This is a genomic window from Oceanobacillus sp. FSL H7-0719 (genome assembly GCF_045040795.1).
In the GTDB taxonomy this organism is placed as follows: Bacteria; Bacillota; Bacilli; order Bacillales; family Amphibacillaceae; genus Oceanobacillus.
Genome location: NZ_CP150301.1, coordinates 218,203 through 232,750, shown reverse-complemented (window position 1 = coordinate 232,750; position 14,548 = coordinate 218,203). Strand labels below are relative to the sequence as shown.

At 38.0% G+C, this 14,548-nt stretch carries 11 protein-coding genes; 2 read left to right on the top strand and 9 right to left on the bottom strand.

What is annotated here, in order from left to right; all coding sequences use genetic code 11:
• The first annotated feature begins 11 nt into the window (after nucleotides 1-11).
• A complete protein-coding gene (locus NST93_RS01135; RefSeq protein WP_405100395.1) occupies nucleotides 12-1,235 on the top strand; it encodes an MFS transporter in 1,224 nt (407 codons plus the stop codon).
• Between the two features lie 78 nt (nucleotides 1,236-1,313).
• Here NST93_RS01135 and NST93_RS01130 read toward each other — a convergent pair whose 3' ends face one another.
• The 4 genes from NST93_RS01130 to NST93_RS01115 form a co-directional block, all read right to left on the bottom strand.
• On the bottom strand, nucleotides 1,314-2,366 hold the full coding sequence (locus NST93_RS01130; protein WP_405100393.1) for an FUSC family protein: 1,053 nt from the start codon (nucleotides 2,364-2,366) through the stop codon (nucleotides 1,314-1,316).
• Nucleotides 2,367-2,580: 214 nt separating this feature from the next.
• Nucleotides 2,581-5,673: an AAA family ATPase gene (locus NST93_RS01125; RefSeq protein WP_405100391.1), complete on the bottom strand. Its 3,093-nt coding sequence runs from the start codon at nucleotides 5,671-5,673 to the stop codon at nucleotides 2,581-2,583.
• A gap of 24 nt (nucleotides 5,674-5,697) precedes the next feature.
• Complete coding sequence (locus tag NST93_RS01120; RefSeq protein ID WP_405100390.1) at nucleotides 5,698-6,849, bottom strand: exonuclease SbcCD subunit D; 1,152 nt, start codon at nucleotides 6,847-6,849, stop codon at nucleotides 5,698-5,700.
• Between the two features lie 67 nt (nucleotides 6,850-6,916).
• A complete protein-coding gene (locus NST93_RS01115; RefSeq protein WP_405100388.1) occupies nucleotides 6,917-8,095 on the bottom strand; it encodes a PDZ domain-containing protein in 1,179 nt (392 codons plus the stop codon).
• A gap of 346 nt (nucleotides 8,096-8,441) precedes the next feature.
• Between NST93_RS01115 and NST93_RS01110 the strand changes: the two genes are divergently transcribed.
• Nucleotides 8,442-8,585: a hypothetical protein gene (locus NST93_RS01110; protein WP_405100386.1), complete on the top strand. Its 144-nt coding sequence runs from the start codon at nucleotides 8,442-8,444 to the stop codon at nucleotides 8,583-8,585.
• Nucleotides 8,586-9,005: 420 nt separating this feature from the next.
• Here the strand turns inward: NST93_RS01110 and NST93_RS01105 are convergent, their stop codons facing one another.
• The 5 genes from NST93_RS01105 to cccB all read right to left on the bottom strand — a co-directional run bounded on the left by NST93_RS01105 (nucleotide 9,006) and on the right by cccB (nucleotide 14,421).
• Nucleotides 9,006-10,472: a S41 family peptidase gene (locus NST93_RS01105; RefSeq protein ID WP_405100384.1), complete on the bottom strand. Its 1,467-nt coding sequence runs from the start codon at nucleotides 10,470-10,472 to the stop codon at nucleotides 9,006-9,008.
• Nucleotides 10,473-10,631: 159 nt separating this feature from the next.
• Nucleotides 10,632-12,017 (bottom strand): murein hydrolase activator EnvC family protein, encoded by a 1,386-nt coding sequence (locus tag NST93_RS01100; protein WP_405100382.1) that lies wholly within the window; start codon nucleotides 12,015-12,017, stop codon nucleotides 10,632-10,634.
• Between the two features lie 49 nt (nucleotides 12,018-12,066).
• A complete protein-coding gene (ftsX, locus tag NST93_RS01095; protein WP_405100380.1) occupies nucleotides 12,067-12,960 on the bottom strand; it encodes a permease-like cell division protein FtsX in 894 nt (297 codons plus the stop codon).
• Nucleotides 12,950-13,636 (bottom strand): cell division ATP-binding protein FtsE, encoded by a 687-nt coding sequence (gene ftsE / locus NST93_RS01090; protein ID WP_405100378.1) that lies wholly within the window; start codon nucleotides 13,634-13,636, stop codon nucleotides 12,950-12,952. Before ftsE ends, ftsX begins: the two co-directional genes overlap by 11 nt.
• Nucleotides 13,637-14,055: 419 nt before the next feature.
• Nucleotides 14,056-14,421, bottom strand: coding sequence for a cytochrome c551 (gene cccB, locus NST93_RS01085; RefSeq protein WP_405100376.1), 366 nt, complete (start codon nucleotides 14,419-14,421; stop codon nucleotides 14,056-14,058).
• Between the last annotated feature and the right edge of the window lie 127 nt (nucleotides 14,422-14,548).

Here is a 14,548-nt window from a genome sequence, read left to right as displayed (position 1 = left end):
GGAGCAAATCAATGAAAGCTATTCAAATTAAAGAAGAAAATCTTAGTTTATGGAAGAACAAAAACTTTTTGCTTCTCTGGGGCGGTAATGTTATTTCCAGTCTAGGCTTGCAAATGTACACAATTGCCATACCATTACTGATCTATGAAATGAGCCAATCTGCAATTGCAATGAGTGCAATGCGTGCTGTCGAATTTCTTCCAAATATTTTTATAGGCATGATTGCAGGGGTGCTGGTTGATCGAATCAATCGGAAAAAGATGATGCAATGCACAAGCCTGATACAATTCATTTCTATTTTCGCAATTATAGTTCTTTTACTCGTTAATCATCTTGCCCTCTGGCATTTATACATTTTTGGATTTATCCTATCAAGTGCGGGCTACACATTTGGCAACGCAAATCACTCTATTATTCCGCAAATTGTAGCAAAGGAGCAGCTGACTTCTGCGAATGCGAAGCTTTCCTTTGTGAATACAATTATTCAAACGGCAGGTCCTGGACTTGCCGGCGCGTTATTAGCACTTGTTTCCTTTACATCAACTTTATCAGTCTATCTAGTTTGTTTGCTTCTATTATTTTTTTGTGTTCAGAATATCCAGCTGCCTACAGTCGCAAAAGAAAAGCCAAAAAGTAAAGGCTTCTGGCAGGATATGAAGGAAGGCATTGCTGCACTTTTACAAAATAAAACATTGCTGACACCGACGGTTACCGTTTTATTTGTCAACCTCGCCTCCAGTCTGATAATTGGTGTACTTATTTTTTATGTAACAGATAAACTTGGTGCAACAGAAATGCAAATTGGCTTGATGTTTACAATTTCTGCAATTGGAGGATTGTTAGGAGCTTCTGTGGTAAGTCAAATCAGAAAAAGATTTGGCCGTGGAAATATTTACACATTTTGCTTATTATTTGATGTTGTTGGGGTCAGTTGTCTTATTTTCGCTCCATCATGGTGGACGGTAGGAATTGCACTTGGCATTCGAACGTTCTCTACAACGATTTCCAATATTATTTATTTTACAATCAGGCAAGAGTTTACACCAAACCATCTTTTGGGACGTGTTGCTGGGACTTCTTCCATGCTAATGAAGCTGACACTTCCATTCGGCTTGTTGCTAGCAGGATTATGGGCAGAGTGGCTGCCAATTCCAATTTTATTCGCAATCTCAGCAGCAATCTTTCTAATATTATTCATTTGTCTATACATCCATCCATTTCGAAAACTTGTTTAATCAGTTTAACTATAAAAACAAAAGCGATTCCAGTGTTAATATAGGAATCGCCTTTTATCTGAATTTTTCTTATTAAAATTATACAGGAACTTTTGGATGATTTTCTTTTTTACGGACAAATTTTTCCAGTTTGTCTAATTCTGCGAAGAGCTCAATTAAACTATTGGCAACTGGAAAAACAGATGTCCATTTATCGAAACCGGAGCCCTGCAGCTCATCAATTAAATTATTAATCGTTAAACGCATTGCAGCTTTTGTTTCACGCTGCAGATCGCGGTCGAGTACGATTTTATCTTGGTAAAGCAAGAATACATTTTCACTGTAATTCGTGATTTCAGTAATTAAGTTTTTAATGACATGGCTTTTGCCGCCACTAATTTCTTCAATTTCTTCAATGTTCCTCTCGAGATGTCCGATAAGCGTATATTGTTTCTCTACTACACTGATCATATGCTTATAAATAATAATACTGCGGAAAAAGTTGATTTTATTACGGATAAATAATCGGTTTCTTTCTTCTACAATAATATCGAAATAATCCTTTATCTTTGTGATTAACTTTTCAATTTCACGATCTTCCACCTTAATCGTCGGAACACTCATTGTCTTATTAGGGATAACTCTAAGTAAAAATATATTTCGATCTACTGTATTTCCAATCATCTTAAACAGCGTTTTCTGATGATCCGGCGGAAAGACAAGCGCATTTACAGTGGATGCGGACAGGACTCCGATTAGAACTAAAGAAACTCTGTGAATGATATACATCGTATTAACCCCATCATTGCTCGCGAGCATAATTGAAATGATGGTTAAGACTGTTAAACTAACTGTTTTGTTTAAGCCCAGACGAACGTTAATTGCAATTGAAATAATTACAATAAGCCCGACAGATAGGGGATGATTTCCCAATAAGAAAATACCCAGCAGGGAAAAAATAACTGCGACCGAGTTTGCCAGCACTACTTCTTTTAAGTAAGCAAATGATCGCATGATAGAAGGCTGCATCGCTAATACTGCTGCAATCGCGGCAACAATTTCCAGTTCTATATCCATAAAACTAGTTATAATTAACGTTAGAGTTACAGCAAAACCTGTCTTAAGCATCCGTGGACCTATATTAACTTCCATTTCTACACCTCTGTAATATTCCTCATTCCTTAACACACTTTCTAAGGAATTAATAAGACTATACCCAATTATAATTTTTTACTGTTACTTGTGCAACTATCTTTAGGAATAATGTGAATCTCCTTAATGACATATTAATTTATGATAGAATCATCACGTGGTGAAAAGTAGCTCAAATTGCACTGTCATATAACAAACTTCTCTTTTTCACCGTTTATTTCAGCACAAATTTTGTCTGACTATGGCCTTCCTTCGTCTTCTTCACCTCGAGTATAGCAGGAAAAATCTCTTTCAGTTCTTTCACATGTGAGATTACCCCAATCATACGACCTGATTCCATAATTTCGACAAGTGCATCTACCGCTTTCGTTAGAGCTTCTTCATCCAGCGTCCCAAAACCTTCATCAATAAACATGGTATCGATTGATATATTTCCTTGGAAGCTTTGTATTACATCAGACATGCCAAGCGCGAGCGATAAAGCTGCATGAAACTTTTCACCGCCAGATAATGTTTTTACATCTCTTGATTGCCCAGTATGACTATCATAGACATCTAATGCGAGTCCGCTTTGTTTACCATGAGACTCTTGACGGTCACTTCGTGTTAGATAGTATTGATTATTAGATAGATTTTGCAGTCTCAGGTTGGCTGAATGGATAATTTGCTCAAGATATTCCATCTGCAAATAGCGTTCAAAGGAAATCTTCTTGTTGTTTTGTCCTCGCAGTGTATCATGTACATCTGCAATCACAGATAAATTTTTCTCACTTTCCTGCACTTTTTCTTCAGCTGTCGAAATCTTTTCCTGCAGGTCTTTTGCTTCTTCCAAGTTTTTCTTTGACTGATTGAACTGCTGGAATGCTGCTTCGTATTTTCCTTTTAATTGTTCAAGTTCTTCACTTAATTTTTGCAGATCTGCCTCTTTCTTGCCATCTAACTCCTTCTCCAGGGAAGCTGTTTGCTCAGTTAAGATTGCTATTTGTTGTTTATATGCATCAATTGACTGCTTTAGCACTGTTTGTTCCTCTGTACTGAGCTTCGCTTCAAAATATGCTGCTTCATTTGCGAATTGCTGCTCAGCTAATTTCTCCTGAAATTCTTTATAAGCTTCTTTGCGTTTTGTCTTTACTTCTTCTAACTCTCTGGTTAAATGACTTACATCTGCCTCAGCTTTCGTATAAGCTTCCTTTATTTCTTGGAATACTTTTTGTGCCGTTTCCCAAGCTTTTTCCAAGTCTAATTTCTTTTGACTCGCTGCTTCGATTTGCTTTTCTAATTCAGCAAGCACAGTAAGCTCTTCAGGTATGTTACTTAATCTTTCTTTTAATATCGCTTGTTCTGTAACATAATTCTGTTTCAATTGCTGATATTCCTCGGTCAGATGCTGATATATTGGATCAAGCTCTGCTTTTGCCTGTAATGCCTTCTCTTCAGCTTGCTTTATTGCTCTTAATTGTTCTTTTGCTTTATCATAATTTGCAGTATCGGCACGCATCTGCTTGCCTGTTGCTACTAAGTCATCAAATTCTGTTTCAACTTGTTCCAAATCCATTGTATATTGCATGATTTCAGTACCGGCTTCCTCATACTGTTCTTTCTTAGCCTCCAATTGAGAGATGGCCCTATTAAACTCCTTCTCTTTTGAATCCAGCTCCTGTTTCGCATTTGCCAGCTGTTCTTTTGTGACATCCTGTTCACCAGCTGTTGCTTTTTCCGGGTGTTCCATGCTTCCGCAAACAGGACAAGGCTTGCCGTCGTGAAGATGGTGGGCAAGTACAACTGCCTGATTTCCTAACCAGGAAGCTTCCAGTGCTTCATAATTTTCCTTCATCCTATTAAACGTTTCTTGTTTCTCTATTAGAATCTGTTCCAGTTCCTGCAATTCTTGCTTCAGTTTCATATATCTTTGATATACTCTGGCCTGGTTTTCAAGCTTTAATAATTGCAATGGCTTATCACTTAATAGTTCAACCTGTTTATCAAGTGCTGAAATTTCCTGACGATAGTTCTGATTTTGTTTTTCTATATGCTCAAGATTTTTTTCCGTTTCCGCATGTTTTTGCTTCGTTTGTTTCCCTTTTTCCTCAAGCTGTCTTAGCTCTTGTTTCTTCGCTTCAATTCCCTGTACAGTTGGCAGAAACTCCTGCAGGCGTTCAAGCTTTCGAGAAGCCTCTTCACGTTCTGTTTTGCGACCTTCTTCGTATTGATAATTCGCTTCTGCCTTGGTATATTTTTCTTTAGCAGCATACTGGTGCTTCACTGCATCTGCCAGTTGTGAGGATTTTATTTTTTCATCTTTTACCGCAGCTTCAAGTGAACGCTCATACATATAAATCACATTTGCTTTCTCAGCGGCAGCTAATTGCTTCTCCTTCAGTTTATAGCTTTCGCTTTCCACTCCCAGCTCAGCTAATTGACGCTTTTTACTGCGCATCTCCTGAAATCGGTCGTTTACATTCTGCGCCTGGTGATACTCTCTTTGGCGCAAATCATTCAGTTCGTACACTTTTTTATATTTTTCCTCATCAGTTAATATCCGCTCTTCGTAATAGGATATCTCTTCCTCCAATGCAGTTAAAACTTGTGCTGTATTGAAATATTCTGCAGTAAATACTTCACTCAACTGAGATGCTTCACGAATCGGCAATACAGAGGCAATACGGCTTATATGGCTCTTCCGCATTTCTATTTGCTGTTTATAATGAGCGTCAGCATTACTGCGTTTATCTTTTAGCACTTCATTAATTGCCTTATAATTCTCCGTTTTAAAAAGCCTGCGTAAGATTGCTTCTTTATTTTCAGTATCAGAAGTCAGCAGTTTTCGGAATTCTCCCTGTGGCAGCATGACGATCTGTTTAAACTGATCCTGTGTCAGTCCGATAATATCTTCTATGCGATCATTAACCTCGGAAACAATTTGCCTGTCTACACAAGGGATTTCTTCATCCCCGTTTTTTTCAAAAAACTCAATATAATCTCCTGTCCTGGACTTATTACCTTTCTTAATATGACCTAACTGGCGGCGAATTCGATAATGCTTCCCTTTCAGCAAAAACTCTAATTCAACTGCTGTATGTAAATCATCATCTGCAAAGTCACTGCGCAGCATTCTGATTTCTCCACGATCCTGCCCGCTAGCAGTACCATATAATGCAAAGCTGATTCCATCAAAGATGGTTGTCTTACCCGCTCCAGTATTACCAGAAACGACAAATAAGTTATGTTCTTCCAATTCATTGAAATCCACAACTTCCGTATCCTTATAAGGCCCAAAAGCTGTCATTGTCAGTTTTATTGGTCGCAATCATCCCAGCTCCTTTCTTAATCGTTATTTCGTTTCATTTGTAATTGCTTCTAATGCTTCTGCAAAAATAGCATTTGCTTGTTCACTAGGTGCATCGCCTTTCACTTCTTCATAGAAGGAACGGAAAAGCTCAATATCGGTCATTTTTCTGCGTTCTTTTGTCCCCTCTCTATGATCTGCAATATGAAGCGGTGAATAAAATTTTCTTTCCACATGCATTGCATTCGGGTATACCGAACGAACTTTTTCCATTGGTGATAAAACAGGAGTTTCATCCAATAGTTTAACAAAAACATAGTCTTCGTTAACTGGCTGTTTAAGAATGTCCTCCATATACCCTTCAACTGTTCGCATATCACGACGAGGTGTCAACAGTCTCTTCTCTACTTCTACCTTACCCGTCCCGTCTATTTCAACAATAAAAAAACCCTTCTTATGATGCTCTTCAGATATGGAATATTTTAATAATGAACCTGCATAACGTATCTTTTCGTCCAGAACATAATGTGCTTGATGAAGATGGCCAAGTGCCATATAATCAAATTTCATATAGTGATGTGCGTCTACATATTCGGAACCTCCGATAGAAAGTGGACGTTCAGAATCACTTGTGTTTTCTTCTTCCTCACCATATGGAGTAACAAATGCATGCCCCACACCAATATGCCTAGCCTTGGGATCCATTGCAGCATTTATCTGTTCAAGTATTTTTCTCTGGGCATCATTATGATTACGAATGGACTCCTCTTTGTATACATTTCTTACTATACTTGGGTCACAGTATGGAATAAGATGAAAATGAACCTCACCAAATGTATCTTTTAAAATAACTGGTTCTATGTTATCCATAATTTTACCGGCAATATGGAAACCATTTCTCTTCATTAAATTGCTCCCGAAATGCAAGCGGCCTGGACTGTCGTGATTCCCTGCAATTGCAATAACTGGTATTTGTAAATCAATTACGATTTTCCCCAGCACATCGTCCAATAATTGTACTGCTTCTGTTGGTGGCACTGCCCGGTCATAGAGATCACCAGCAATTACAATTGCATCAGGCTTCTCTTCTTCCACTGCTTTTATAAATTCATCTAATATATAGGATTGATCTTCTGTCATATACACACCCTGCACAAGCTTACCTAAATGCCAATCTGCCGTATGAAAAATCTTCATGAGAATTCTCCTCCTAATAAAAATTTCCGTTGAAAAAGAGAGGATGCCCCTCTCTTTTTAATTTTTCTTATTTACTCTTTCGATATGGTTCTTTCATAAAAATCAAACCAAGTCTATAGTGATCTCCTTCATAAAAAGGGCTTTGTACAAATCGCATCTCATTCCGATCATCCAGAACCTCTAATTTAAAATAAGCGCCAGACCCCTGAAGTGCCTCATAAAATGCATTCGGACTGCTGATTTTTCGTTCATTTACCTTTGTAATGACCTCACCAACTTGAATATCCAATCGCTCTGCAGGCGTTCCAGGAATCACAGCAAGCACCTTCAGTCCGCTTGGATGAGGCTGGAAATATGGATTTTTCTTTTTGTCCTTCACCCGGAATCGATATGTTATAAATTCTCTTCCCAAAACTGCGAGAATTAAAGCTGCCAATGACATTCCATCAATATATATACCAGCTGCCGAGACGATAATCACAAAAATACCTAAAAACGAAATTTGTTTGCTCAGACTCTTTGCCGCCACAGAGGCAAGTGTACCTCTCACTGTATGAGAAAAGCCAAGTAAGAATGGAAAGAAAACTAGTCCAAAACTCTCCTCACCAATATTCAGCAGTGGCCAATAAGGTGCAAATGATTCAATCATCCCTCCAGGAACAAGCAAAATTAATGGAATTACACTCACCTTTTGCAGACGATGATGTCCTATCCAAATTCCCCTTTCACTCATTTCGAGCTTAGGAAAAGACTGGTTTCGTTTCACACGCCGCATGATAATCGCTTCAGCTATAAGCAGAAACCCAATTAAGAATGTCAAACCGCTAAAATTTGTGTCCTCGAAAAATGCAGGTTCAATCATATCTTGATATTCCAAAACGGCTGGCAAAAACAAGAGCAAGATATACGTTACACCAATCGTATAGCTCGCTGATAGAAGTGTAAAACGGGAATGAAGACTAAGCACAATCATCATTATACTTAATACCAGCACTGTACCATAAGAAAACACAACACCAGCCGCAATAATTCCAATAGAGAGAACAAGCCCTATTATAATTGCGGGCCCCCAAGTCCTTTTCAATTCTGTGAATCTGACAAATACTTTAACCCCAAAATGGCGTCTTTCCATTTTTATACGATTATAACTGGCTAGCGTTACCAGAAAGATAATCCAGTATAAGAGCGGATTAAGAAACAGTTTTCCTATTCCTTTTGCCAGTTCAAGCAACCACGTTTCGACCAAGTTCATCACCTTCTATGTTATGTAATCTATCAATTATAGTATAATTCGAGAAAATACTCGCTTTTCCCTGCTTTATTTTAATTGTTATGTAATGACTAGTATAACATGGATTGCTTTTTGTGTTTCCTTCATTCTGAAAAAGTTTTTTCAAAGTTTCATTGTCTAAACCTCTCATAGCAAACCTTCACGGCAAGTTGACAGAAAATGAGAGAACCATAATCACATCTGCCTGTAGTTCTTTGGCTGTCATCATGCTTCCGCTCTTATTCCTTTTCACATTGCGCAGAGAAATCATTTATAGTATATTTGTTTTAAAACACACTATAAACAACAAGGGCGGGATTTAATGAATAGGGGTTATCTCACTGTTGTGCATATTGTCAATTTACTCTTGCTCGGATTGATTGGGTTTGTTGCATTAGGTCTTGTAGTTAATATCAGTGAGCCTGACCAATACCCAACTTTGACATTATTAAATTTTTATATCTAATTTTTCTGCTCGTAATGTGGGGACTTAATTACTGGCTCCAGCTCGTGAGAAGAAAGTGGTTTCTGCCAATAGCTGGAACCGTTCTTTACATCGCTGTTGCTTTATTTGTCATGGGAGTTGTCATGCCATTTTTATATGATATTATTTATCCTTAAATTGTCCGATTGCCGCTAGAAAGAGCACCCATGTGGAATTGCTCCTTACTAAACGCATTTCAAATATCTTGAGCCATCTGCAGGAGCCAGGACATCGGTGAGACCTTCGGGATGTGAAAGAGTTTGGGATTGCGGTTCCAACGAATGAAGAATACAGCAAAATACACGTTAATCTAAATTAAGTTTGTCGGAACTCCTATCCTTTTAGAAATATAAAAGCCACAATAAATCATGTTTAGCAGTGATTTAATGTGGCTTTTTAATTTTATTTGTAAAGTGAGTTTAAAGCTTCTTCAAGCTGTACATCATCTTCTCCAGCACGTATTTTTTCAATTACTTTTGTATCAATCATCCCTGCTGTTTTTTCATCAACAATACCTGTTGCTTCTAATTCATTATCAGCTTGGAATGTTTTGACAGCTGTCTCTGTATTTGCATCAAAATAGCCATCAACACGGTCAAGATTATAACCTAGTCCATCCAGCATCACTTGGAAATTAGCAATCATTGGATCGGTATCATCGAGTCGATATGGCTCTTCGACTTGAACAGGGTTCGAATAGTAATATTCTGGCTGATCGACTTCAATTGTTGGTTCTACGCCAACCTCATTTATCCATTCACCCTTTGGTGATAACCATTTAAAGGTCGTCATCTTAATCGAACTGCCATCACCAAGCGGAACTGCTGTTTGTACTGTTCCTTTTCCATAGCTTGTGTGACCAACAATATCATAACCCATTTCTTTTAAGGCGACTGCTAGAATCTCTGAAGCCGAAGCACTGCCTTCATTAATAATTACACTGATTGGATATGCCTTTTTATCACGAAGTGTTGAATGGAAGCCCTCTTTATTCCCATCAGCATCTTCAATTTGCAAATATGGGAGATCTTCTGGTACAAACAGGCTTAGCATATCTTCAACAACGTTTAACAGTCCGCCCGGGTTGCCCCGTACATCGATAACAAGTCCTTCAATATTGTTATTTTCCAATTCGGTAAGCTGCTCTTCAAATTCTACTGCAGTGTGCTCGGAAAAATTCGTTATTTCAATAATTCCAGTCGTTTTACCATCTGCTTCTTCCGTTCTGCTATAAACTGTTTCTACCGGAATTTCGTCACGGACAATTATTATTTCAAATGGTTCTGTTGCGGATGCACGAAGTATTTCTAAAGTAACCTCTGATCCTTTTTCACCGCGGATTTTCGCAACTGCTTCATTTAAATTTAAACCTTCAAGGCTTTCTCCATCAACCGAAAGCACTTGGTCATTTGGACGCAACCCAGCTTTCTCAGCAGGTGAATCTTTTATTGGGGACACGATGGTTACAATATCATTAACTAAACTGACTTCCGCACCAATCCCCTGAAAAGAAGACTCAATTTGTTCATTGAATTCTTCCATTGCTTCTAAATTAAGGTAGGAAGTGTGTGGGTCCTCCAATGTAGCAAGCATTCCCTCAATTGCACCTTCAATAAGCTGTTTATCTTCAACATCTTCCAGGTAATTGTCCTGAATTAATGCATATGCCTGTGCAATCTTCTTTAAATCCCCTGGTAAACCCGAAGTAGAGCTCTCTTCTCCTGCTCCAGCATTACTTTTGTCTGTTTGTTCTGCTGGCTGCTGGCCATCTTTATTATCAGCAAAACTCATTCCAGCATAAGCGCCAACAAATCCAAGGAGCAATGCTGCAAACAGAATCAGCACCACTTGAAACTTTTTAACATTCATTTTTCCACCTCAACTATCTTTAGATCCATTATAGAAAAGCATACCATTATATTATTATCATGACTATGCATATGTCTTCTCATTCATTAATTTTTTATAAATATATTGAAAAAGGTATCGTTTCTTAATGAGACGATACCTTTTCATGGTTATTCATTATTATTGCAGGTACGGCATCGGGTTTACTGGATTGCCATAACCGCCCAGATGAACTTCAAAATGAAGATGCGGTCCAGTGGAAGCACCCGTATTACCTGTCGCACCAATTGTTTGGCCTCGGCTTACCGTTTGGCCTGGTGATACGTTAATACTACTCAAATGTGCCGAAACAGTTGTAATGCTTTGACCATCTATGTAGTGAGAAATCATGATAACATTTCCAAAACCGCCTCTTACACCAGCTGTGCTCACAACACCATCTGCTGGCGCTACAAGCGGCGTACCGGTAGATACACCAAAGTCCACTCCAGCATGTAATTTCGGTATATTATAGATTGGATGTGTACGCATTCCGAAGCCTGATGTAATTGGCCCTCTCGCTGGATGGGTAAATACAGCCCCGCTTACAGGATGCGAACCAACTTCCGTATTTGGAGATGCAGCAACCTTGTTTTCTGAATTGCCTTTTTGTGCTTCTTGCTTCGCTCGTTCCGCTTCCTGGCGTTTTCTTTCCGCTTCCTCTTTTGCCAGCTGCTCCAGCTCTCCAACCTTCTGTTCAGCTAAAGCTATTGCCTGTGCTTGTGCTTTTTCTTCAGCCAAGAGAATTTCCTGCTCGTCCTCAAGTGTCAACTTGATTTCTTCTAATTGCTTTTGTTCTTTTTCAAGCTGTGCCATCAAAGTATTTCTTTCAGACTTTTGATCGTCGAGCTGGCCTTTTAAAGCTACTAATTCTTTCTTTTGACCTTCCAATTCTTCTTTCTTTGCAACAACGACCGTTTTCTTTTCTTCTACTTCTGCCTTATTGGCTTTTAATTTCTTTTGGTCAGCCGCTTGTTCTTCCATTATTGTTTTGTCTTGATCCATAATTGTATTCACAGCTGTTGCACGACTAATAAAATCAGCAAAACTTTTCGAATCAAAAATTACTTGAATATAGTTGATTTCCCCGCCGCTTTGCTGGATCGAGCGCAAGCGGTCTTTTAATAACATATCGCGTTTTTCTATTTTATCTTTCAAAATAGCAATCTCTTCAACTAACTTATCAATTCTATCATTTAATTCGTCGATTTCTTGATTAGTAGATGTAATTTCATTTTCTTTAGCAGAGATATCTTCCTGCGTTTTGTTTAGTTTTTCCTCTAAATCAACAATTTCCTGTTCGACAGATTTCTGTTCTTTTACATTTTCATCTATCTTTGATTCTGTATCTTTCTTTTCGCTATCTACATTGTTTTTCTTCTCTGTGATATCCGACTTTTCATTTTCGTGTTGATTAATTTTCTCCTTCAAATCCTGAATCGATTCAGCTGAAACTGTATTTTTAGTCAATGCTGTGAGTGATAGCAGGAGTGTTGCAATAATTATAGTTAGAAACGCTTTTTTCAACTCGTATTCTCCCTTCCAAGAATTACTCTCATACGTCTTTGATGTGTTGTTACACTTTCAGGAATTTACGCACACTCATTACGCTTCCCCATACACCGATCGTTCCGCCGATAAGTAAAACAATTGCAGCTAATTGCCAAGCAAATGGGGTAAATGGCAATAATTTAACAAAGTTTATACTAATCTGTGATGCTAGATTTTGATATATATAGTGATATCCAAAGAGTATAATGACAATCGGAATGATTGAGCCTAAAACCCCCAGCAAGAGTCCTTCAACAAAGAATGGCCAACGAATAAATCCATTTGTTGCACCAACAAGCTTTTGGATAGATATTTCCGTACTTCTAGCAATAATCGTAATTTTAATTGTATTGGAAATTAGGAACACAGCAGTTAAAACAAGTGCTGCAATTAAAATAACTCCAATCAGCCGTGCGTAATTATTAAATGTAAATAGCTGATCAACGATATCCTGGCCAAAGTTCACACTGTATACATGTTCAAATCCTTCAATTTGTTTAGCAATGTTTTCTGTCTCTTGCGGGTTCTCTGCACGAACCAGGAACGCATGGTTTAATGGGTTGTCCTGTTCAAAGAGTCCCCAAGCCTGTCCTTGTTCTCCCATGCTGTTCATCAGGCTGTCGAGCTCTTCTTCATTCGATGAAAAGTGCACCGCTTCGACTCCCTTAACCTGTTCGACTTGGTCACCAAGCGCTATTACTTCATCCTCTGTTGTCGTTAAATCAACTAGCACTTTAATTTCAACATCGGATTCGATATTCTTCGCAAATTCATTTAAATTAAATACAATCGCTAAAAACACACTGACAAGTATTAAAGTTGTTGTTACAGCACCAATTGAAGCAACAGTCATCCACCCATTACGAAGGATGTTTTTTGCCCCTTCTCTTATATGCCTTGTAAATGTTCTAAACTTCATAACCGTATTCACCTCGTTGCTCATCTCTAACAATAACGCCGTCTTCGATAGCAATCACTCGCTTCTTAAAAGTGTTTACGATTTCTTTACTATGAGTCGCCATTATAATTGTTGTACCTTTTTCATTAATTTCTTCAAAAGTCTTCATAATTTCCCATGATGTGTCCGGGTCAAGGTTTCCAGTTGGCTCATCAGCAATTACGATACGCGGGCGGTTTACAATTGCACGCGCAATGGATACCCGTTGCTGTTCACCGCCTGAAAGCTCTGCAGGCAGGAATCTTGCTTTATTCTTTAATCCAACGTCTTCCAGCACTTCCATGACACGTTTACGTATCGCTCGAGGTGATTCTTCAATAACCTCTAATGCGTATGCAATATTTTCATATACTGTTAATTTTGGCAAGAGTCTAAAATTCTGAAAAACTACGCCAATCTCGCGTCGCAGATATGGAACTTTTTTCTCTTTAATTTTATTAAGCTCTAATTCATTGATTATAACATTTCCTTTTGATGGCTTTTCTTCACGATAGATTAATTTGATAAAAGTAGACTTTCCGGCTCCACTATGACCAACAATATAAACAAATTCACCCTGTTTTATATCAACACTTATCCCGTTTAAGGCTGTAACACCATTTGGGTATGTTTTATAAACATCTTCCATAAAAATCATATATGTATCACCTTTTATCATAATTTGAAATGCATCTATTAAATTTTCCTTCACACGGAAAATAGTATAGTAGATTTCTCTAGTTATTATAACATCTTTCGGCAGGTTTTTTATCCATAAAATTATTACATTTATGTTTCAAAGGTAATAATTTGTAATTTAAAAGGGAAATATAAGGAGATTTAGTCGTATATTGCTGATGATTACTAGGTTAAAATTACTATTACGTTATGTAATACATATGAGTTTTCTCACAAACTTTTTTACTTCGTGTGTTTTCTGATGCAGAATCTATCTATTCAATTAAAGTTTAAGGCGAAAAACTAAGAAAAATCAGTGGATGCCATAAACCTTTGTATATATTTCGCATAAAAATAGTCCAGCTCACGAAAAGTAAGCCAGACTATTTTTGTTAATTGTTATTTTTTTTCAGCTAACCATGCTGATAATGCGTCAAGATCATCACCAGAAACCTTTTGTGGTGGCATAGAACCAATTCCATTTGTAACGATCTCCGCAATTTCATCTTGAGTGTAAGATGAACCAACTGCTGTTAAATCAGGACCTGCTCCACCAGATAAGTCTGCACCATGACACATTGCACAGTTTGTTTGATATACTTCTTCACCTGCTGCAGTATCAACAGATTCACCACTGTCAGCAGATTCTTCCGTACCATTGTCATTATCAGCAGGCTCTTCTGAAGCATTGTCGTCATCCCCGCCGCCACATGCTCCAAGAACTAGAACTGCACCGAATAGTACTGCTAGTAACCATTTCTTCATGTAAAGATCCCCCAATCAAAATATTTTGCAACTTCAATACTATTATATCCCATTCCATTATTTTTAAAACCCTTACAGGGCAGCAGGGATTGTCGCAAAAACGCCTGAAACCTTAGAGTATCAATAC